Source organism: Maribellus mangrovi (assembly GCF_037646455.1).
GTDB classification, from domain to species: Bacteria; Bacteroidota; Bacteroidia; order Bacteroidales; family Prolixibacteraceae; genus Draconibacterium; species Draconibacterium mangrovi_A.
The window spans coordinates 1,821,075-1,842,370 of sequence record NZ_JBBIXN010000001.1 but is presented as its reverse complement, the minus strand read 5'-3'; the positions used below and the strand labels follow the sequence as shown (position 1 = coordinate 1,842,370).

The 21,296-nt window shown below is 42.9% G+C and carries 15 protein-coding genes; 2 read left to right on the top strand and 13 right to left on the bottom strand.

Annotated features, from left to right (window positions below; translation table 11 throughout):
* Position 1: 1 nt before the first annotated feature.
* Positions 2-1,342, bottom strand: a complete 1,341-nt coding sequence (locus WFY05_RS07120; protein ID WP_340112077.1) for a Gfo/Idh/MocA family protein — start codon at positions 1,340-1,342, stop codon at positions 2-4.
* A gap of 12 nt (positions 1,343-1,354) precedes the next feature.
* On the bottom strand, positions 1,355-2,878 hold the full coding sequence (locus tag WFY05_RS07115) for an SUMF1/EgtB/PvdO family nonheme iron enzyme (protein WP_340112076.1): 1,524 nt from the start codon (positions 2,876-2,878) through the stop codon (positions 1,355-1,357).
* A gap of 244 nt (positions 2,879-3,122) precedes the next feature.
* Between WFY05_RS07115 and WFY05_RS07110 the strand changes: the two genes are divergently transcribed.
* On the top strand, positions 3,123-5,639 hold the full coding sequence (locus WFY05_RS07110) for a LamG-like jellyroll fold domain-containing protein (protein WP_340112075.1): 2,517 nt from the start codon (positions 3,123-3,125) through the stop codon (positions 5,637-5,639).
* On the opposite strand, the gene tnaA is transcribed toward WFY05_RS07110, so the two are convergent.
* The 10 genes from tnaA to WFY05_RS07060 form a co-directional block, all read right to left on the bottom strand.
* Positions 5,636-7,015: a tryptophanase TnaA gene (tnaA, locus tag WFY05_RS07105; protein WP_340112074.1), complete on the bottom strand. Its 1,380-nt coding sequence runs from the start codon at positions 7,013-7,015 to the stop codon at positions 5,636-5,638. The two genes, WFY05_RS07110 and tnaA, sit on opposite strands and share 4 nt — an antisense overlap.
* A 252-nt stretch (positions 7,016-7,267) precedes the next feature.
* The gene (gene folK / locus WFY05_RS07100) at positions 7,268-7,654 is read right to left on the bottom strand and encodes a 2-amino-4-hydroxy-6-hydroxymethyldihydropteridine diphosphokinase (protein ID WP_340112073.1); all 387 of its coding nucleotides are present in this window, start codon (positions 7,652-7,654) and stop codon (positions 7,268-7,270) included.
* Positions 7,651-8,004 (bottom strand): dihydroneopterin aldolase, encoded by a 354-nt coding sequence (locus WFY05_RS07095; RefSeq protein WP_340112072.1) that lies wholly within the window; start codon positions 8,002-8,004, stop codon positions 7,651-7,653. Before WFY05_RS07095 ends, folK begins: the two co-directional genes overlap by 4 nt.
* 15 nt (positions 8,005-8,019) lie before the next feature.
* Positions 8,020-8,736: an SDR family oxidoreductase gene (locus WFY05_RS07090; protein WP_340112071.1), complete on the bottom strand. Its 717-nt coding sequence runs from the start codon at positions 8,734-8,736 to the stop codon at positions 8,020-8,022.
* 105 nt (positions 8,737-8,841) lie between these two features.
* Positions 8,842-9,450 carry a riboflavin synthase gene (locus WFY05_RS07085; RefSeq protein ID WP_340112070.1) on the bottom strand — a complete coding sequence of 203 codons (609 nt, stop codon included), beginning with the start codon at positions 9,448-9,450 and terminating at the stop codon, positions 8,842-8,844.
* An 80-nt stretch (positions 9,451-9,530) separates the two neighbouring features.
* Positions 9,531-11,006 (bottom strand): cysteine--tRNA ligase, encoded by a 1,476-nt coding sequence (cysS, locus tag WFY05_RS07080; protein WP_340112069.1) that lies wholly within the window; start codon positions 11,004-11,006, stop codon positions 9,531-9,533.
* Between the two features lie 83 nt (positions 11,007-11,089).
* Positions 11,090-11,761: a lipoprotein signal peptidase gene (locus WFY05_RS07075; protein ID WP_340112068.1), complete on the bottom strand. Its 672-nt coding sequence runs from the start codon at positions 11,759-11,761 to the stop codon at positions 11,090-11,092.
* 83 nt (positions 11,762-11,844) lie between these two features.
* A complete protein-coding gene (locus WFY05_RS07070) occupies positions 11,845-12,222 on the bottom strand; it encodes a TraR/DksA family transcriptional regulator (protein ID WP_340112067.1) in 378 nt (125 codons plus the stop codon).
* Between the two features lie 92 nt (positions 12,223-12,314).
* On the bottom strand, positions 12,315-15,749 hold the full coding sequence (ileS, locus tag WFY05_RS07065; RefSeq protein ID WP_340112066.1) for an isoleucine--tRNA ligase: 3,435 nt from the start codon (positions 15,747-15,749) through the stop codon (positions 12,315-12,317).
* A gap of 129 nt (positions 15,750-15,878) precedes the next feature.
* Positions 15,879-19,388, bottom strand: coding sequence for a CotH kinase family protein (locus tag WFY05_RS07060; RefSeq protein ID WP_340112065.1), 3,510 nt, complete (start codon positions 19,386-19,388; stop codon positions 15,879-15,881).
* A gap of 131 nt (positions 19,389-19,519) precedes the next feature.
* On the opposite strand from WFY05_RS07060, the gene WFY05_RS07055 reads away from it, so the two are divergent.
* A complete protein-coding gene (locus WFY05_RS07055; protein WP_340112064.1) occupies positions 19,520-20,095 on the top strand; it encodes a glycosyl-4,4'-diaponeurosporenoate acyltransferase CrtO family protein in 576 nt (191 codons plus the stop codon).
* A 72-nt stretch (positions 20,096-20,167) separates the two neighbouring features.
* On the opposite strand, the gene WFY05_RS07050 is transcribed toward WFY05_RS07055, so the two are convergent.
* Positions 20,168-21,289, bottom strand: coding sequence for an aldose epimerase family protein (locus WFY05_RS07050; protein ID WP_340112063.1), 1,122 nt, complete (start codon positions 21,287-21,289; stop codon positions 20,168-20,170).
* Positions 21,290-21,296: the final 7 nt, after the last annotated feature.

The window sequence follows — 21,296 nt, the reverse complement described above, 5'->3', positions numbered from 1 at the left end:
TTTAAGCTTTATGCGCTGTTCCGGGAACAGGAACAGGAAACTCCATATCCACTGGTCCCATTTCATATTTGTCGGGTCCAAGTCGTTCGGTCGATGTCATCATTTCTTCCCAGGTTACTTTTTGCCCGGTGTAAGCAGCCGTTCTTCCCATAATTGCAGTCAGGGTTGAAATTGCTGTACGTTCAGCTTCTACTACCGGCTGGTTGTTTCGAATCGATGTAACCAAATGAATGTGTTCCTGAACGTAAGGAGAAATCTTCAGCGATCCTGTTGAGCGCCCGTTTTCATCTTTCGGGTAATCGTAAGTCCATTTCACCGATCCATCGAAATTGAAAATGGTATTTTTGCAATTGGTGTATCCTTCGGTACCCATAATCATTTCTCCCATTTGGTTGGCGCAACCGTCGATCTGTCGCGAAAAACTGTGGGAGGAAACACCGGTCCCAAAATCGAAATCAATACTAAAAAAATCGTACTGGTCGCCGGTTAAACGGTGTGTCCGTCCACCAAAACCAATGGCTTCAACCGGATGTTTACCCATAAACCAGTTGACGATATCGATGTTATGCACATGAGTGTCCAGAATATGATCGCCGCATAACCAGCAGAAATTATTCCAGTTCCGAAGCATATATTCCATGTCGCTCCACTCTTCTTCGCGGGTGCGAAACCACACATGCGACTGCATCCAAAATGCTTTGGCCGATTTAAGTTCACCAATAGCTCCTGAAGCAACTTGTTTGTACGTTTCAAGATAATCGTCACGATGCCTGCGTTGCGTTCCGGTAATGACCGACAATCCCATATTTTCGGCTTTTTTCGAAGTGGCTATAATTCTTCGCGCACCAACCGGATCGACACATGCCGGTTTCTCCATAAACACATGCTTTTTTGCCTGAATGGCAGCATCGAGGTGCTCGGGACGGAAATGCGGCGGAGTGGCCAGAATCACAATATCAACATCCAGATCCATTACTTTTTTATAAGCATCAAATCCCCAGAAACAGTTTTTTTCGGATACCTCAACTCGCTGTTTTAAAAGTTTATCCCGCGAATCCCAAACCTTATCTTCAAAAACATCGGCCAGTGCCACAAGATGAAGATCGTGTCCTGCGGCCAGAAAATTCAAAGCTGCACCGGTTCCGCGGTTACCACATCCTATCAAGCCGGCCTTCAATGGTTTTCCGTCGGGAGCACTATCCAGTAACGGCGGGAATGCATAATCAACTTCTTTCTTATTCTTCGAACAGGAAGTTAGTGCACTCATGCCAACCACTCCGGCAGCCCCTATTAGTGCTGACTTCTCGAGAAAATTCCTGCGTGATAGTTGATTCTTATCCATAACGGTTTATTTTTATTTTTTTTTATCTTGAAAATCCTCGGGATCATATTCACAAATGACCCGGAAACCCACACTTTTTACATCGGAATACCACCAAATACTTTTGGGTATTTGCGGATCGGTAGTCAGCCAATCTGTTGTTCGGGTAAAATCTCGGCGTGCTACCCGCAAATCCTTTGGCGAATTTCGGAACGAACCTCCGCGCACAACATGCTCCATTCCACTTCGAGGTCCTCTTGGATTCATAATTGTTCCCTTTGGATATTTGCCGTAAACCGTCGGATCGTAATAATCGGCACAAAATTCAGCCACATTACCCAGCATATTTTTAAGACCAAAAGGATTGGCTTCAACAGCATCGGGCTCTTCGGTCTTATTCGGACTATTATCGTGATGAATCACATATTTATCAAACACTTGGGTATTGGCGCCTAAAAGTTTTCTCAGAAATCCGTCGGCTTCATAATCTTTTGGCGATCCTTCAAAGAAATAAGGCCCTTGCGTAGCTCCTCTCGCTGCATATTCCCATTCGGCTTCGGTAGGTAAACGGTACTTTCTGCACGTTACCTGGCTGATCCAGCGGCAATAAGTTTCAGCCGCGTGATGGCTCATGGTAATTGCCGGCCGACTTCCTTTTCCCCATCCCTGATCGGGTGCTCCCCAAGGTGGAGTAGCTCCTGTAATTCCATCGGTTTCTTCGTTCGTAGTTACAGCTTCTTTGCGTCCCTGCGATCCGGTAGCGGTAAAAAAGGCCAGGTACTCATCCCAACTTACTTCAATTTCTGCCATCCAGAAACTATCAACTTTAACTTCACGAACTGGTCCTTCATTGGATCTTCGGTAGGGCTCATCGGCGGGACTTCCCATTTTGAATTCACCCCCCGGAATGGCGATCATTTTGAATGAAACATCAGTGCCCGGGATTTTTTCCTCAAAGTCTTCGAAGGAGTTTACTTCGGTCAAATCTGTAAATATTTCTTTAGGTTGAGCATCCATCTCTTCTTCTGCAAAGCCACCTTTTTCTCCCCGCCAGTGCCCAACCTCGTGATGACACTGAATGCAGGAATTACCTTCAGGATCGCGAATGTATTTGATATGCTGTTCGCTTCCTTTTGCACTCAATGTTGAGGGAAACATATTTGTGTGACACTTTATACAGCCATCCTCGTACACAAAACGTTGAGCCGCTTCGGTCGATCGTTTGGCTGCCCAGTCAATTTCATCCGGCTCCATGGTAACGTATGCATACAAATCGTGAAAACCATGATAAGCTTTGCGTGTAAGGAAATATGCCGTTTGATCTTCCGGGGGCAAATGACAATCTACACATTTCACCGAAATACCGCTTGGCGTGTTATGATGTACCGACAATCGCCAACTTGCTTCGGAATGCGGATGTACGTGGCACGAAGCACAAGATTCATTGCTTGATGTATATTCAACGGTTTTGTTGAATATCAAAAGAAAGAGAATTATACTTAGTCCTCCTGTGATGAAAAGCAGGTAGTGTGTTCTTTTGATCGTTTTATCGGTCATCCCTCGTACAAATTTGAACAACAAGTATACGCGCGCGCAATTAGCTACATCTTAACTCAAATACCATTCAAGGCTTATCAGCATCTTAATTTCATCTTAATTTATTTCGTAAGTATTTGATTAAAAAGTCATTTTGCCAATCATATATTTTCTTAAAATTATTTCGGGTAAGCTACAATTTGGTATATTTGGAAACAAAATAAGAAGATATTAAGTCTTAATCTTAATTCTTGTACGGAGGGAAATGAACAATAAAATCAGTGTAAAGCACCTACTTTTTTTTCTGCTGATTGCAATGTCGGGCTTGTTTTGCCGTGCCAACAATTTTTCCGATAATACCTTCCTTATCGCTAAGATTTCACCTGCGGATTACAAGAATTCAGACCTCTGGAATTTTATTGCGGACAATGATTGGGTAGCCCTGGAAATGAATATTGGCCTGAACCAAAAAAGCGCAGTTCTGGTCAACAGCAATATTCTTTTGAGCGAACTACTTGAAAAAATTGCCACACTTGCTGATTCAAAAGAATCGAAAATAATCCCTGTATTTATCAACTACAGCGGAGATATTCACCTTCTTGATTCTATCATTACCGTTTCGCCGGTTTCCCGAAGGCTTTTTTATTTGCCCCAAGGTGAAACGTGGCCATCAACCGAATACATGGTGCAGGCCAACCGGCGCATTATCTTTTTTGTGGATGGAGCGATTGAAAATGAGAGCCGGATATTTCACCCGATCAATGACTATTCGTTGCAGATTTCAGCCAGTAGATTCACCCCAAGTTCGGTGATCCTGGATAATGAATCAAAAATCAATAAAGAGCTTTTCAAAATCAACGATTTTCAGAATTTACCTACAGGTTCGGTATCAAGCAGATTAGGTAAAAACATGGTGCCCGATTATGTGAACTTCCTGCTCGAAAACTGGAGAAAATTTGGCAAGAAACCGAATTTTATTGGTGTTGGAAATAACATTGTCAGTTTCGATTTTATTGTCGATCAGCTGAACTCTTTCAATTCAATTAACGGGCAAGTCAGAACTACCGGGAAGAACCTGGAGCGTGTTTACTGGAAAAATCCCGATATACTAATGACGGGCGGAAAATTCAGTTTCCCCATTCGCGGAGGTGAAGAAATTATCCTGTCGCCCTTTGTTCCCGGCTACCGGATGACACCAGCGCAGTTGATTATTACTGCAGAGATGACCATGCAGGACGACTACCCTGTATTGGCCACTCCTATGAGCCTGAGCGAAGGATTGACAGCTTCTTTTCATTTCGAAGGCTCTATTACTGATCTGGTTAATCCATCCAGAAATTATGCAGGCGAGAATTATTCTTTCACCGAGGACATTGACAGGGGGATGGTGCTGAAACTTCCCGAAAATGCGAATGTTCTGCTTGGTAATCCCGAGCGATTCGGTCTGCCTAACAGCAGTTTTACGGTAAGCTGTTTTGTAAAATTCACTGATATTCTTGAGTTCGGAGACAATGCCATTCTTGGAAATAACGAAACCGGGTACCGGCGTGGAATGCACCTGATCCTACGTTCAGGACATCCTTATTTTGGATTGTGGTCAAACGATTACATTTCGGAAGAAGTGCTGGAAAACAACATCTGGTACCACCTAACCTGGCGTTACATTATTGAAACCGGTCAACAGGCCATTTTCCTGAACGGTAAATTTGTTGGCGGTTCCGACGGACACCCGCCCTACTCAGGAACAAGCGATCTGCATATTGGAAGTGCATTTTCGCAGGGTGCAAGTTTGAGGGGGTATATTGATAATCTGAATTTTTGGGACCGTCCTTTGGGAACTGAAGAAATCAACAGGCTTTCGATCGATGAGGAAATTATCCTGAATAATGAAACATATAAAGAGCTGCCGGTACCTCGCGGATTGTTGATTTCCGCGATTGTTGTTGTGACACTACTAATCGCGGTATTGCTTTTTCTGCTGGTATTCCGACTCATCCGAACAAACAAAAAAACTGCGGTACAATCTACGCATTTTCCTCCGGCCAAAAATCAGATCAAACTGTTTGGCGAATTCAAAGCAATTAATGTTCAAGGTGAAGATATTTCGGCTCAATTCACTCCTAAAGTCAGGGAATTGCTTGTTTTCAGCATTTTGCACACCATGAAAAACAATAACCTAGGAGCAGCAGTCAGCGAAATTGATGCTACGCTCTGGGAAGGAATTTCTCCGCGAAAAGTTGCCAATAACCGTGCGGTTACCTTAAATAAGCTCCGTAAGAATCTTGTTCAGTTCGATCAGGTTGATCTGATCTCTCACAACGGATATCTGATCTTCAAAACCAAAGCTTCATTTTTCTGCGATTATATGCAGGCTTTTCAACTTTGCCAGATCAGAAAAGGAATGTCGCGCGAACAACTCGAAGCTTTCTTTCATATTGTCAAGGAAGGAAGCCTTTTAAAAGGTACCGAATGGAGTTGGCTCGATGAAATTCGAGGGTACATTGGAAACCAGGTGATCGATAATTTACTGAAACTGGCTTCCTACTACCAAAAAGACAAAAAGCCTCAAAATGTTGAAGAAGTTGCACAACGCATTCTTGATTACGACGATTTAAACGAAGAAGCGGTGTACCTGCAAGTTTGGGCACAACAAAAATCCGGAAACCTGCACCTGGCCAAATTTCATTTCGAATCGTTCTGCAACCGATACGAAAAAAATATGGGTACCAAATACGAAATGAGTTTCAACGAATTCTCGCGCCATTTCGTTGAAAACAGCTAATCCACTTTCTCCAACTCCACCGAGAAATGCCTCATAATTGGTGCTTCATTCGAAATTTTAAAGCCGTGTTTAATTTTATCTCTTTTCTCCCAGATGTTCTTTAATGCCACCGCCACCACATCCATGTGATTATTGGTGTATGTTCGTCTTGGAATTGCCAGTCGCAACATTTCAAGTTTAGGATAACGGTTTTTATGCGTTGCCGGGTCCCTGTCGGCGAGTAAAGTGCCTACTTCAACACCTCTCACACCGGCTTCTAAATACAACTCAATAGCTAATGTTTGTGCAATGTATTCTTCCTTCGGAACGTGCTCTAAAAAGTGTTTTGCATCGATAAAAACTGCATGCCCTCCAATGGGTTTCTGCACCGGTATTCCCCACCCGATAAGCTGGTATCCAAGGTAAGCCACCTGCTGGATTCTGTTTTCAAGATAAGCACCCGAAGTGATCTCATCGAGGCCAATGGCGAGCGCGTTCATATCGCGGCCGGCCATTCCGCCATAGGTATTAAAACCTTCGTACATAATATTGAAAACCGACGCCTCTTTATAAAGCTTTTCATCGTTCATGGCCATAAAACCACCGATATTAACAATACCGTCTTTTTTGCTGCTCATGGTCATGGCATCGGCATACGAAAACATTTCAGCCACTATCTCCCTGATGCTCTTATCCTTATATCCCGGCTCGCGTTCTTTTATAAACCAGGCATTTTCGGCAAAACGTGCCGAATCAAAAACAACCGGGATACCGTATTTCTTTGAAAGATGGTGAACAGCTTTCAGATTTTCAATGGAAACCGGCTGGCCTCCCGAAGTATTGCAAGTGAGTGTAACGATAACCATCGGAATTTCTTCGCGATGAAAAGATGAATATACTGCCTCCAGTTTCTCCAGATCAATATTTCCTTTAAACGGATGCAACGATTCTGTATCAAATGCTTCGTCAATGGTACAATCGATAGCCTTTGCTTTTCTGAACTCGATGTGTCCTTTTGTAGTATCGAAATGACTGTTCCCCGGAACCACATTTCCGTCCTTCACCAAAACTGAAAACAGCACATTTTCAGCTGCACGCCCCTGATGAGTTGGCAGGAAATAATCGAATCCGAGGATTTCTTTTATAACGTTTTTAAGGTTATAATACGACGATGAACCCGCATAACTTTCATCGCCGGTCATTAATGCAGCCCACTGATTGTGACTCATGGCACCGGTCCCACTGTCAGTCAGCAGATCAATGTAAACCTGTTCGCTTTTTAAATTGAATAAATTGAATTTAGCTTGTTTGATCCATTTCTCACGCTGTTCGCGGGTGCTGCGGAAAATGGGCTCAACCATTTTTATTTTATACGATTCTGCAAATGGTATTTCCATGTCAAAAAATATTATGAATTAAAAATTGCCGGAGTAATCCGGAGTTCAAAATAAAAAGGGATAAATAAAGTTTATTGACATGGAAAAGCGTCCCTGTTTTTGATATTAAGGAAACTTCGGTTGTGAAGAAATATGGCCATCAAGAATTTGATCATTCCTTCGGTTTTATGCAAAGTTAACAGGCTTTGGGAAATTTTTTTGTGTACAAAAATCAGTTTTGCCGAATTTACTTTAAAAAGCGCAGCGTTAAATTTAATCGGGAAACGGTCCAGCGTCGACCGCTTGTACACTGGTACGAATAAATTCACGCGTGTAGTAATCCGGATCCACAATCTCACCATTCCAGACGACAATATCCAGATCCATGGTACGTGGACCGAATTTTGGTCCGCTGCGATCGCGACCTAACCGGTCTTCAATTTCTTTCAGGATTTTATTCAGCGACGATCTGTCATTTTCCGTTTGTATCTTTACTGCACCATTGGTATAATCCGGCTGGTTTTCAATTCCAACAGGTTTGGTTCGTATCATCGGTGACACTTTTGTCACTTTTACTTTTGTACGCAGGATTTCAAGCATTCGGGCGACGTTCTCATCGGCATTAATATTGGAGCCGACACCTATTATCACCTCATTCATCGTCGTGCCTCCATTTCGAGTGATACCGACTCGGCGAAACGCAGTGCATGCGGTTTATCGACCTCCACTTTTGCCCGTGCCACACGTTCATCTTCCATCACCAGGTCAAGAATATTTTTGGTCAATACTTCTAGTAGCTTGAACTGTCCTTCCTGAACCAGGGCGATCACTTTTTTTGTTACTGTTTTATAGTCAAAAATATCATCCGGTTCATCAGCTTCAAGCGCTGTAACCGGAATATCTGTTTCAATCTCGATATTGATTAAAACATCCTGTTTGTTCACCAGTTCTTCCGGATTAAATCCGATGTAGGTCCTGATCAGCAGGTTTTTTACACGTATTATTGCCATTTTTTATCCGTTAGTTCAAAGGTTTTCGCCACCGTCGGCAAACAATAACTGCCCCGTAAGGTGGTCGTTTTCCAAAATATAATCGATGCTTTTAAGAATCGGCTCCGTTCCACCCGGTTTTTTCATTGGGATGTTTTGAGCGAGTTCCTGCAAGTATTTTTCGTCTTTATCAGCCGGTGCCAATGTAACACCTGGAGCTATGGCATTTGCCCTGATCGCGGGAGCAAACTCCACAGCAGCCATTTTGGTGGCTTCCCACAAGGCTTTTTTCGAAAGCGAGTAAGCTGCATAATCAGCTTTGTTGTTTGTTATCCGCGTATCTACAAAGTTAATGATGTTCCCCTTTTTGCATGCTTTGGCAAAGTCGCGCATCAGAAAAAAGGGAGCTTTAAAATTTACATTCACCTGGCTATCGAAAAGCTGCTCGGAAGTTGCACTAAAATCACCTTTATTGAACATCGATGCATTGTTAACCAGCAAATCAAAGGGGCCACGCTTTTCAACAATATTCGGGATAAGACTCGTTACTTCGTGGCTGTTTGCCAGATTGGCCGTTATCGATGAAAAGAGCTGTTTTGGATATTTTGATGCCAGATCCTGAACCAATGTAATAGCATCTTCTGCCGATCGATTGTAATGAATAATTACATTCCAGCCCTGCTGCGCCAAATGCTCTGCAACGGCTTTTCCAACTCGTTTTGCTCCGCCCGTTATTAATGCTGTTTGATTCATCTTTAAAAGATATCGATTTTTTTCAGAATAACATGCAGAGCCGGTATTGATTCATAAAAAAAGGCCCGCTGAAAGGACCTTTTCTGTATCATAATTTACTTGTTATCAATTATACGAATTCAACTTACTCAAGTATTTTCCAATAATATCAAACTCGATGTTGATTACGGTTCCTTCCTTAAAAGTGTGAAAGTTGGTCACTTCCTGAGTAAACGGAATGATGGCCACCTGGAAAGAATTATCTTTTGAATTGACAACTGTTAAACTAACACCATTCACAGTTACCGACCCTTTTTCAACTGTCATGTATCCCTGCTTCGCCTTATCAATGTCGAACTCATATTCAAAAGTGTAGTACCAACTACCGTCAGCTTCTTCCACCTTTTTACAAACGGCTGTCTGGTCGACATGTCCCTGAACGATGTGCCCGTCCAAACGGCCATTCATCATCATGCTGCGCTCCAGGTTCACCTTTGAACCTACTTCCAGTAAACCCAGATTCGACTTTAAAAGTGTTTCCTTGATGGCTGTAACTTTGTACAATTTTTTTTCCTTGTCGACCCATACTACGGTCAAACAAACCCCGTTGTGCGACAGACTCTGGTCTACTTTTAATTCATCGGCAAACGAGCAGGTGAATGTAAAATGTACATTCTCCTGGTCTTTTTCAATCGCTGCTACTGTTCCGTATTCTTCTACTATTCCTGAAAACATGTCTAGTCTAAAGTTTAGAGTTCAAAGTTCAAAGACTTTTAACTCAGTTTATTTATTTGAATAAAATCAAAAATCTGTAATCACTTAAAGCTCCACTCTACCCCTTCTTTGGTATCTTTTAGTTCGATACCGATGGCATTTAATTCATCTCGAATTTTATCGGCAGTTGCCCAGTCTTTATTGGTTTTGGCATCCTTTCTCAAGTTGATGAGCAACTCCATCGTTTCCGACAAAATGTGATTATCTCCTGTTTCTGATGTCTGTTCTTCCTTTAATCCCAATACATCAAATACCATAGCATGATAGAATTTGCGGAGTTCTTCAAGATCGGCGGCCGAAATCGTTTCAGTTCCTGCTTTTATTGAATTGATCATTTTAACGCCATCAAAAAGATGGGCAATGGCGATCGGACTGTTCAGATCGTCACTCAGTGCGGTATAACATTTTTTCTCTAGCCCGGGCACATCTGCGGTCGACTTCTCCGAAACTTGCAGCTCTTTCAGGGTATTTACGGCAGTCATCAAACGTTCCAAACCTTTCTCGGAAGCCTGAAGTGCTTCGTTTGAAAAATCGATGGTGCTGCGGTAATGCGCCTGAAGAATAAAAAAGCGAATTGTCATTGGCGAATAAGCCTGTTCCAAAATTTCGTGCGATCCTGTAAACAACTCATCAAGTGTAATAAAATTTCCCAGCGATCGGGCCATTTTCTGCCCGTTAATGGTGATCATGTTGTTGTGCATCCAGTACTGCACCGAGTCGTCGCCTTTACTGGCTGTATTTTGGGCAATCTCGCACTCGTGGTGTGGGAAAGTAAGATCCATTCCTCCACCGTGAATATCGAATTTATCGCCCAAATATTTGGTGCTCATGGCCGAACATTCGAGGTGCCAGCCCGGAAAACCGTCGCTCCAGGGCGAAGGCCAGCGCATAATATGTTCCGGTGACGCTTTTTTCCACAAAGCAAAATCAAAGGAATTTTTCTTTTCACTTTGTCCGTCCAACTTGCGGGTATTGGTTTTTATGTCTTCGAGATTGCGTCCCGAAAGCTTTCCGTATTTGTATTGTTGGTTGTATTTCTCAACATCGAAATAAATCGAGCCATTGGTTTCGTAGGCAAAGCCGTTTTTCTGAATATCCTTAATCACCTGGATCTGTTCAATGATATGGCCCGATGCCCGCGGTTCAATACTTGGCGGAGTAACATTCAGATCGTCCATGTTGCGGTGAAAGGTGTTCATGTATTTCTGCACCACTTCCATGGGCTCGAGTTGTTCCAGCCGGGCTTTCTTGGTTATCCGGTCTTCCCCGGTTCCTTCCACTTCGTCTTCGAGGTGACCAACATCGGTAATATTACGCACATAACGCACCTTGTACCCCAAAAAAGTAAGGTAGCGGTACAGCAGATCGAAAGTAATAAACGGTCGTGCGTGCCCAAGATGAGAGTTGCTGTAAACTGTCGGACCGCACACGTACAAGCCGACTTTACCCGGAACCAAAGGTTTGAACTCTTCCTTCGATCGACTTAATGTATTGTAGATAAATAGCTGATTTTCCATCGTTTTATTCCATCGAAATAATGCTGCAAAGGTAAGATAAATGAGGGATTTTAAATAAAGTCTTTTGATTTACTGACAGAAGCTTAAGGCTTTGTTTCACTTTCGGTTGCCAGCTCTTCAGTGCCATTCTCTTTGGATTGATTTTCCTCGTGTTTGTTGAAATGCTTTCTGTAAAACAACAATATTGAGAAGATACCAACGGTAATGGCCGAATCGGCAATATTAAACACCGGCCGGAAGAAAATAAATGGATTCCCCCCTACTCTTGGCACCCATTCCGGATAGCGTCCTTCAATCAGCGGAAAATAAAACATGTCGACTACCCGTCCGTGCAGGAAACTTGAATAGCCACCTCCTTCGGGAAAGAGCGCAGCTACCTGCCCGTAACTGTGGTTGAATATCATACCGTAAAATAAACTGTCGATAATATTACCGATGGCACCCGCAAATATCAGCGAAATGCACACAATAAAACCAAAGGGAATATCTTTTTCCTTGGTGAGTTTGAACAGGTACCAGCCGATGGCAACAACGGCCAGAATACGGAAAACACTCAGAAACATCTTCCCGTATTCGCCTGCAAATTCAAACCCAAATGCCATTCCGTTGTTCTCGACAAAATGCAGTATGAACCAATTCTTAAACACAACGATCTCGTCGCCGATCGACAGATTGGTTTTGATCCAGATCTTCAGCACCTGGTCGGCCAACAGAATCAGGAAAATGATTAAAAGCGCTTTTTTTGCTCGCGACATAACAAGTTATTAAAATAAAAATGCTCTCCGAAATTTCATTTTATGAAGGTTTCGAAGAGCAAAATTAAATATTTTTCTTCTACCTATTTTTGCCCCATTTTGGCATCAATACAAAGCGTGGCATGCGGTACGGCACGCAATCGTTCTTTTGAAATCAATTTACCGGTTTCGCGGCAAACCCCATACGTTTTATTTTCGATGCGTACCAGTGCGGCTTGCAAATGTTGAATAAACTTTTGCTGACGTTGCGCCAATTTACCGGCTTCTTCTTTCGAAAGGGTAGCAGCCCCTTCTTCCAATACTTTAAATGTTGGCGAAGTATCAGAAATATCATTCCCGTCGCCCTGAGTAATGGAGTTTTTATACATCAAATAATCCTCCTGCGCCTTTTCAAGCTTCTTTAAGATGATGCTTTTGAATTCCATCAACTCCTCATCCGTATATCTGTTTTTATCTCCCATAGTTCAGGATTTTAGTTCATTCCTAATTTTCAAGAAGCCCCTAAAGTAATCAAAAATTAGATATATTTTCCTGAGGCTGCTCTTATTTCAAATTATATCTTTTCAATTTCAATTTTTGCAATTACATCCTTATCAATTTCTGCTTCCTTTGCCAGCTCGGGATCCACAGTATCAACAAGGCTTAGCTCATCTGCAAGCGTTTGTACGCAAATATATTCTTTGTGTTTCTCAACCGCAGATTTATACTGAATATGATTTTCAATACGCAACCTGATCCTGTCGGTTACCTCAAAATCGCTTTCTTTTCTAAGATTTTGAATTTTGTTGATAAACTCACGCGCGATTCCTTCCTCTTTAAGTTCTTCCGTTACATTGATATCGAGTGCAATCGTCATCTGTCCTTCCGTTGCAACTGTCCATCCCGGAATGTCTTCGGTCTGGATTTCAACATCTTCCAGCGAAAGTTTTATCGTTTCATCGCCTGCTGTGATTTCATATTCACCGGCACTTTCAAAAGTTGAAATGGCATTCTGATCGAGCTGATTCACCGCACCGGCAATCTGCTTCATCATCTTTCCGTATTTTGGCCCCAGCGTTTTGAAATTCGGTTTGATCTTCTTCTTGATCACCCCGGCTGTATCTGTCAGGAATTCAACTTCCTTCACGTTAACTTCGGCCAGAATAATATTCGAAACCGCTTCGAATTGCTCTTTGAAATGCGGGTTCAACACCGGCACCATGATTTTTGCCAGCGGCTGACGTACTTTTAGTTTTTCCTTACGGCGCAGTGCCAGTATCATCGAAGAAGCACGCTGAGCAATATCCATTTTTTCTTCCAAATCCTTGTCGATCAGTTCCTCATCGGATTTTGGGAAATCAATCAGATGGACACTTTGGTCGCCTTCATTTCCGCTCACTTTGTTCAGATCGTTGAATAACTGGTCGGCATAAAACGGCGCGATCGGTGCCATTAATTTGGCCACGGATGTCAAACAATTATACAAAGTTTGGTAAGCCGAGATTTTATCCTGCGAGTATTCACCACCCCAGTAACGTTTACGACTCAAACGCACAAACCAGTTACTCAGGTTCTCCGTCACAAACTCAGAAATGGCACGGCCGGCACGCGTTGGTTCGTAACTTTCGTAGCTATCGCCTACTTCTTTTATCAGCGAATTCAACAAAGAAATAATCCAGCGGTCAATTTCAGGACGCTCCGACATTGAAATTTCTTCCTCAGCATATTTAAAGCCATCGACATTGGCATAAAGCGAAAAGAAACTGTAGGTGTTGTAAAGCGTTCCGAAGAATTTGCGTTTTACTTCCTCGACACCGGCAATATCAAACTTTAGGTTGTCCCAGGGTTGCGCATTGGTTATCATGTACCAGCGCAGCGGATCGGAACCATAAGTTTCGATGGTCTCGAACGGATCGACTGCATTGCCCAGACGTTTCGACATTTTAACACCGTTTTTGTCGAGCACCAGCCCGTTCGAAATAATATTTTTGAAGGCTACCGATTCATCGATCATGGTAGCAATGGCATGCAATGTAAAGAACCAGCCACGGGTTTGGTCAACACCTTCGGCAATAAAATCGGCTGGGAAAACATCTTTAAAGTTTTCCTTCCATTCGAACGGATAGTGGCGTTGTGCGAATGGCATGGCACCCGAATCGAACCAAACATCGATCAGGTCGGTTTCGCGGTACATTTTCTGTCCTTTTGGCGATACCAGCACAATATCGTCGACATGCGATTTATGCAGGTCGATCTTATCGTAATTTTCAACAGAGTTGTCTCCGGTCACGAATCCTTTAAACGGATTCTCAGTCATGAATCCGGCATCGACAGATTTTTGTATTTCATTCATCAGCTCTTTTACTGAACCGATGCAAATTTCTTCAGAAGCATCTTCCGTACGCCAGATCGGTAGCGGCGTTCCCCAGAAACGCGAGCGACTTAGGTTCCAGTCCACCAGATTTTCAAGCCAGTTACCAAAACGACCTGTCCCGGTTGATACCGGTTTCCAGTTGATGGTTTTATTCAGCTCCACCATTTTGTCTTTTACAGCAGTCGATTTGATAAACCACGAATCGAGCGGATAATAAAGCACCGGTTTATCAGTACGCCAGCAGTGCGGGTAACTGTGCACATGTTTCTCTATTTTGAAAGCCTTGTTTTGCTGTTTCAGCATTACCGCGATATCTACATCTACGGTTGGCGCATCGTCGTCGAGCTTGTCGTCGTATTCGTTTTTCACAGTTCGGCCGGCAAATTCGTGGTAAGTTTCCTTATTAACGTATTTTTCCACAAACTCCGGATCGAGGTCGATGGTCGGAAAAAAGCGACCTTTCTTGTCGACCAGTGCCTGGTTTTTACCTTCCACGTCTTTTACAATCAGCGGTGCAATACCGTGTAGTTTGGCTACGCGGTCGTCATCAGCACCAAAAGTTGGCGCAATGTGAACGATTCCCGTACCGTCTTCAATGGTCACAAAATCGCCGGTAATTACCTCAAAAGCTTTACCTTCAGGTTTCACCCAGCCGATCAGCTGTTCGTATTGTACACCTTTTAAATCATTGCCGCCGTATTCAGCCAGCACTTTATACGGAATATTTTTATCACCCGGCTTATAAGCTTCCAATGCCAGTTCGGCATTTTTTGCGCTGAAATAAACCGGGAACAGGTCTTTTGCCAGAATCAAGGTCACCGGATCGCCGGTGTAAGGATTAAACGAACGAACCTTCACATAGCGAATGTTGGGGCCCACACACAAAGCAGTATTCGATGGCAATGTCCATGGAGTAGTCGTCCAGGCCAGGAAATACAGGTCAGTATCCACATCGTTGAACAAAAACTCTGAACGCTCGTTACGGATGGCCTTGAACTGCGCAATGGCCGTGGTATCTTTTACATCGCGGTAGCAGCCCGGCTGGTTCAGCTCGTGCGAACTCAAACCTGTTCCGGCAGCAGGAGAATAGGGCTGAATGGTGTAACCTTTGTAAAGCAATCCTTTGTTGTAGATCTGCTTCAGCAACCACCAAACGGTTTCTATGTAGCGATTATCATAGGTAATATAAGGATCGTCCATATTTACCCAGTAACCCATTTTACGCGTGAGTTCCTCCCACTCGCGGGTGTATTTCATCACCTCGGTTTTACAGGCTTGGCTGTATTCTTCTACCGAAATCTTTTTGCCAATATCGTCTTTGGTAATTCCAAGCGCTTTTTCCACACCAAGTTCCACGGGCAAACCGTGCGTGTCCCAACCGGCTTTTCGGTGAACACGGTATCCCTGCATGGTTTTATAGCGACAGAAAATATCTTTTATGGCGCGCGCCATCACGTGGTGGATGCCGGGCATCCCGTTGGCCGATGGCGGACCTTCGTAAAATACAAATGTTTCGTGCCCCTCACGGGTAGAAATACTCTTATGGAAAGTGTCATCTTTTTCCCAACGCTCCAGCACATCTTTGTTGATCTGCGATAAATCTAATTGTTTGTATTCCTTGAACTTATTACTCATAAGATTTCTTTCCTAATCTGCTGATTTTAAAAAATATGCAAATATAGAAATTTTTTTAGGGGTAGCGTGTGAATTTAAGTTTTATGACGGATTCAACTTTGGCTTAACATTTAGAAATTTCACTCCAACTTATCTCACCATAAGTTTGATGCGAACCATATTACCTTGAACATTGGTATAAGCCAAAATATACATCCCTGCACTGAGGTTCGGCATGTTAAAGCTGCTTTGGTTTTCCGTAACGGTATGTCGTCTACCGTCCATTCCGATCAGTAACAAAGATCCGTTTTGGATTGGTTCAGAAAGATATACTATATCACTCGCATTTGCCGGATTGGGAAAAACCTGTGGTGTAGTAGCAATCGGGTCTTCATGAATACCATTGTAGGAACCGTTGTGTTTACCGGGACTTCCATATAGAGATGTGCAATACCAGTTCTCGGGGATGGAATTATCGTAATCCGGTTGCCTGAGTTCAAGGGTATAGCCCCCGCCATTTGCTTCTGCCGGCCATGGGAATTCCGGGAAGAATGCCACACTGTCCTGTAATTCCAGCTGATCGTTAAAAAGCCGAACAACATCACCAGAACTCGAAAGCCCAAAAGATAAGTTTCCTACTACATTTTCGACATTTTGATAGGTAGCATTAAACTTATCATTATCACGGGCTATCACCAAAAATCCACCCGCCCCAATTTGAGTATTTTCAGGAACAGAAAATATGTGGCTGTCATTGTCATCCTTTAAAATCCAGTCGGAAACATCCACTTCGTAGGCATTAGGATTATAGATTTCAATCCAGTCGCCTGAAGGTTTTTCTTCCGAAGAATTGTAGTTGATTTCGTTAATGACCAATGGAATATATTCATCGCCCAGTGATTCAAAAACAGGTATAGCAGTCATGTTTGCAGACATGGACAGGTAAATATCAGCCTCGTATTTTAATGAACCTGGAACACTGCCTGACCAGTGCGAGAAGCGATAACCGACTCTTGGCAATGCTTTAATGTTTATGGGAATACCATGAAAGTAATACCCATTCCATCTGTTTTCATTTATTACTAAACTGTTTACTCGTACTCCTCCAAATTCATTATCACTGATGTTAACGGTAAGCAAACGCTCGGCACTGATATTAAACTTCGATTTGATGTGTGATCGCACCTGTTGTGGTCGGGCAGAAGCAAATGACTTCATACCATGTACCTGGTTATTCCAGTATTGAAGAGAACCATTCCAGCGCGCCAGATGCCGGGGAATTTCCTGTGTTATTCTGGCAGCATAATCGTCAATGCGGCTGCTTACATTTTCGGCCAGAAAACGACTGTTGAGCTCATCGGCAAACTGGTTAATAAAACGTATTTTAAATGATTCGTTTGCCAGTAATTTCCTTAAAAGCAAGGTTGACCAAGGCGGATTGGGCCAGTCAGGTCCATTTGTAGCTGTAGCAAAATTAAGCGTGTTGTTGTATACGTCGTTTGAATTCCAAATACCAAAACCAAAATCGGTATCGTATAAAATCCAACGCCACTTTCCATCTTTTGGCCTCCAGAACTTTATGTTGTTTCCCGGCCAATCGGTGTTATTATAATAAATTTGTGCCAACTGGTATTTGATAAAATTATCAATGTCAATTCGTTGGGCTACATAGTTGTAGTTGCTTTCTCCGACAAGACTATTTCTGTTTACAAAATCAATCAATTCAAGGTATTCGGTGTTATCCCCCTCGATCACATTTCCACTAAACTCCAGCAAATCAATCTCATCGGGATCCAGATTGTGGTGATCGGCCAAAAAATGTTCGTTGATTTTTTCCCGCAAATTGTACATTCCCCAATAATCGCCGTTAAGATAAGTAGCCACAGGCCGAAATGCCTGATAGTCGACTCCTGATCCTTCCATTAATGATGTGAGAACGCCATCGCGCAACATGGTGTTGTTCCAATCGTTCCCTGAATTTCGCAGCACAATAGCTTCATATTTTTCGATGGACAGATCCGGAAAAATCGGATAATCAAAATTACTATAGCCATAATCCGATCGGGCAAAAATCGACAACGAACGCTGGTCATTTGCGCGGGTCCAGCCACCAAATATCTTTACTCCGGCATCCAGAAATAGGGCCGGCTGACCATCTGGTTCGTACAAGGAAAAATGAATCGGGCGTTCCCAGTCTTCCCAGATGTTTGATCCATAATACGGAACCTGGCCTGAATATCCTTCGCCCAGCACATACATTCCGGTTTGCGGATGGAAAAAATTATCCGGTTCAGTTACCAGCGAAACCAATGGCAGGTCGTGAGCCTCATCAAAAATATAGGATCGACTTTCGGTAGGCGACGGAAAATATCCGCTTTTAAATATACGTGCCCGTACAACTTTGGTCGTATTTATTGATATTGGACCCGTGTACAATGCTGACATTTCAGTCGGGATTGTGGCATCAGTTGTATAACGAATTTCTTCGCCCTGCGCATTTCCTTGCAGCGATAATTGAAACCAACCGGAACGTTGTCCACCCTGATTTGAAAATTCGACCCGTGATTCGACCCGGCCTTCAAAACCCGAAGCAGCATTTCTGGCGCCCGGTGTTACTTCATCAAGCAAAATAAGCTGATCGGATGGATAAGCGTATCCATACGAAATATCCGATCCGAGTGAAGGTACTTTCAGGCTATCCACTAATTTTTGTGAATTATTGTAAAGGTAAAGTGTTTCTCCATCGGCCGAAATTTTAAAATTGGTGTGCATACTCTGTCTGCTAAGTTCCAATATTTCTGCAGGTGCAGTACCTTCATTTGTTTCTCCAGAATACATGGCAGTCAGAAAGGGAATCAAGGTAAAATCAGATGAGCCGGCTGAAACATTATGCCCTTGCACACACAGCACATTTTCGCCGGGTTTCAGGTAGTCCTCGAAATTTTCCAAAATAAACTCATCGGGTTTTCGCCCCTGATACATTTGAGCTTCATGATCGTTTGATGCATAAGCTGAATAGGCAGGTGGGTATCCGCTAATTCCTGCACGGGCCACTTCAGTCCCATTTATATAAGCCACAAAGGCATCGTCGTAATCCATATGCAGGATTAGCTCCTTTACAACACTTGTATCGCTTACCGTAAATTTTTTTCGAAGAAATACGGAAGATATGCCACGGCTTAATTGTGTAGCATCATCATTATCGCCGTATCCAAAACCGGAAACACCTTTCAGCCAGCTTTCATCGTTGTAGTTCAGCTTTACCCAATCATTGGAGATACTACTTCCCGGAATAATGTATCGAAATTCATCACCCTGACTTATCAGACTGCGAGGGATCAGCGGATTTGTAATATCTTTTCCCGATGCCCAGATCCACAAATATCCACCGGCTTCAATATGTCCCTGTGTAAATTGCCATTTTTGGGGTTCCAAAATGTCATCCGAGACGAACCATCCACTTAAATCAATCTCGCTCGTACCATAATTATACAGTTCAAAACCATCGGATGTATTGCCAAGATCATCAAAATGCAAGGAATTTTTTGAAAGAACCTCATTAATCCGTACAGACTGAGCCTGGCTGAAGGCAAACCCCAACATCATGTAAAATAGTGTAAATAATATTTTCCCGGCTGTTATGTATTTTTTATCTGCCAAAGGTTAGCGTGGTTTTTTTAATAAACATCGCAAGATATAGATTTCAGTCGTGGAACAAATCTATATGGCTTAATTTTTAATGATTCTTAGGTTCAACAATTCTCAATCCTTGTCCGTTAGAATTAAATATTTTGAAAACACTCAAAAAAATACTGTTTCCGTTTTTCTCGCTGTTCCTGCTGTACCGTTCGGCAGAACTGGTGCGTATGTTAATTGCGTCAGGAAGTTCGGGATACAGCACCGGTGAACAGTTTTTACTGGCCTTTTTGTTGAGTATGTTTATCACGGGTGTTTTTGCCATTACCGGATTTGCCTGGCCGACCGGGCGTATTTTACCCAATAGCTTTTTCGAATTAAAAAATCCGGACACCCTGAAAAAAGTGTATCAAATACTCGGTGTTGATTTATTCAGAAAGGCTTTACTTATTTTCTTCTGGGGCCATAAAAAGAACCGCAAAAAGTATTTTGATGGCACGCGAACCGGACTTCAAAATTTTATCTATCAATCCAAACAATCGGAGTTCGGGCATTTTGCCAGTTTTGTTTCCATCGTACTTGTTTCGTTTTTTTTACTCGCCAAAGGTCTGTGGTTAGTTGTGGGATTCCTGACCCTTGTAAATATAATCGGCAATTTCTACCCGATTATTTTACAACGATATCATCGCCTGAGGATTGCCAGAGTACAAAGCAAATTTGTAGCTGACTAAAGATAATTGACGAGTTTCATGCCACAAAAAAGGCCCGGGACTACCCGAGCCTTCATAATATTTTAGCAGGATTTATTCAACCCCGAATTTATATACACAAATTGAATAGTACTCATCACCGGGTTCGAGAATAGTCGAAGGGAATTCAGGTTTGTTCGGACTATCAGGATAGTGTTGTGTTTCGAGGCAGAAAGCACCTCGGAAAACATATGGCACACCTTCTTTTCCGGTAACAGTTCCATCAAGGAAGTTACCACCATAGAATTGCAATCCGGGCTCATTGGTCAGTACTTCCATGGTACGTCCCGAAGCCGGTTCTACTACTTTGGCAGCGGAAGTCAGTCCATCACCAGCTTGATTTAGTACCCAGTTGTGGTCGTAACCATTACCAAACTTAAGCTGTTCGAAATCCGCATCAATACGTTCGCCAATGGCTGTTGGTGTTCTGAAATCCATCGGGGTACCTTCAACTGGTGCCAGCTCGCCGGTAGGAATCAAACCTTCATCAACCGGCGTATACTTATCCGCATTAATTTCGAGAATGTGATCGTTCACCGTACCTTCGCCGGCTCCTTTCAGGTTAAAGAACGAGTGGTGAGTCAGATTTACCGGAGTGGCCTTATCGGTGGTAGCCCAATATTCAATTTTTAGTTCGTTATCGTCAGTAAGCTGGTACTGAACTTTAACATTCAAATTCCCGGGATAGCCTTCTTCGCCATCCGGAGAAAGATAGGTTAAAATCAATGTATGGTCATCGGGCTGAGTAGCATCCCAAACCACATTGTTGTATCCTTTTATTCCACCATGCAGGCCGTTTTCGCCATTGTTTTGAGCCAACTGGTAGGTTGTATCACCAATTGTAAATTGTCCGTGTGCAATACGGTTTCCATAGCGACCGATTAGCGAGCCAAAGTAAATTTCGCCGGTATTTTCATAGCTTTCAATGTTGTCGAAGCCCAACACAATATCTCCAAAATTCCCGTTCTTGTCGGGTGTCCACAGATTCACCACCTTACCACCATAATTGGTGATTTGAACGAGTAATCCTTTGCTGTTTTTCAAAGTGTAAAGACTAACCGGCTTTCCATCAATTTCGGTCTTGAAATTATCGGCTGGTATAGCAACCGGCATTTTTTTCTCCTGTGTACAGGAAAACAAAATCAGGAGTAACAAAATTACGATCGAATTCTTCATTTTATGA

Excerpts from the sequence above, each read along its gene's own strand:
- WFY05_RS07120 (WP_340112077.1), bottom strand. The coding sequence starts at position 1,342 with ATGGATAAGAATCAACTATCACGCAGGAATTTTCTCGAGAAGTCAGCA.
- WFY05_RS07115 (WP_340112076.1), bottom strand. The coding sequence starts at position 2,878 with ATGACCGATAAAACGATCAAAAGAACACACTACCTGCTTTTCATCACA.
- WFY05_RS07110 (WP_340112075.1), top strand. The coding sequence starts at position 3,123 with ATGAACAATAAAATCAGTGTAAAGCACCTACTTTTTTTTCTGCTGATT.
- tnaA (WP_340112074.1), bottom strand. The coding sequence starts at position 7,015 with ATGGAAATACCATTTGCAGAATCGTATAAAATAAAAATGGTTGAGCCC.
- folK (WP_340112073.1), bottom strand. The coding sequence starts at position 7,654 with ATGAATGAGGTGATAATAGGTGTCGGCTCCAATATTAATGCCGATGAG.
- WFY05_RS07095 (WP_340112072.1), bottom strand. The coding sequence starts at position 8,004 with ATGGCAATAATACGTGTAAAAAACCTGCTGATCAGGACCTACATCGGA.
- WFY05_RS07090 (WP_340112071.1), bottom strand. The coding sequence starts at position 8,736 with ATGAATCAAACAGCATTAATAACGGGCGGAGCAAAACGAGTTGGAAAA.
- WFY05_RS07085 (WP_340112070.1), bottom strand. The coding sequence starts at position 9,450 with ATGTTTTCAGGAATAGTAGAAGAATACGGAACAGTAGCAGCGATTGAA.
- cysS (WP_340112069.1), bottom strand. The coding sequence starts at position 11,006 with ATGGAAAATCAGCTATTTATCTACAATACATTAAGTCGATCGAAGGAA.
- WFY05_RS07075 (WP_340112068.1), bottom strand. The coding sequence starts at position 11,761 with ATGTCGCGAGCAAAAAAAGCGCTTTTAATCATTTTCCTGATTCTGTTG.
- WFY05_RS07070 (WP_340112067.1), bottom strand. The coding sequence starts at position 12,222 with ATGGGAGATAAAAACAGATATACGGATGAGGAGTTGATGGAATTCAAA.
- ileS (WP_340112066.1), bottom strand. The coding sequence starts at position 15,749 with ATGAGTAATAAGTTCAAGGAATACAAACAATTAGATTTATCGCAGATC.
- WFY05_RS07050 (WP_340112063.1), bottom strand. The coding sequence starts at position 21,289 with ATGAAGAATTCGATCGTAATTTTGTTACTCCTGATTTTGTTTTCCTGT.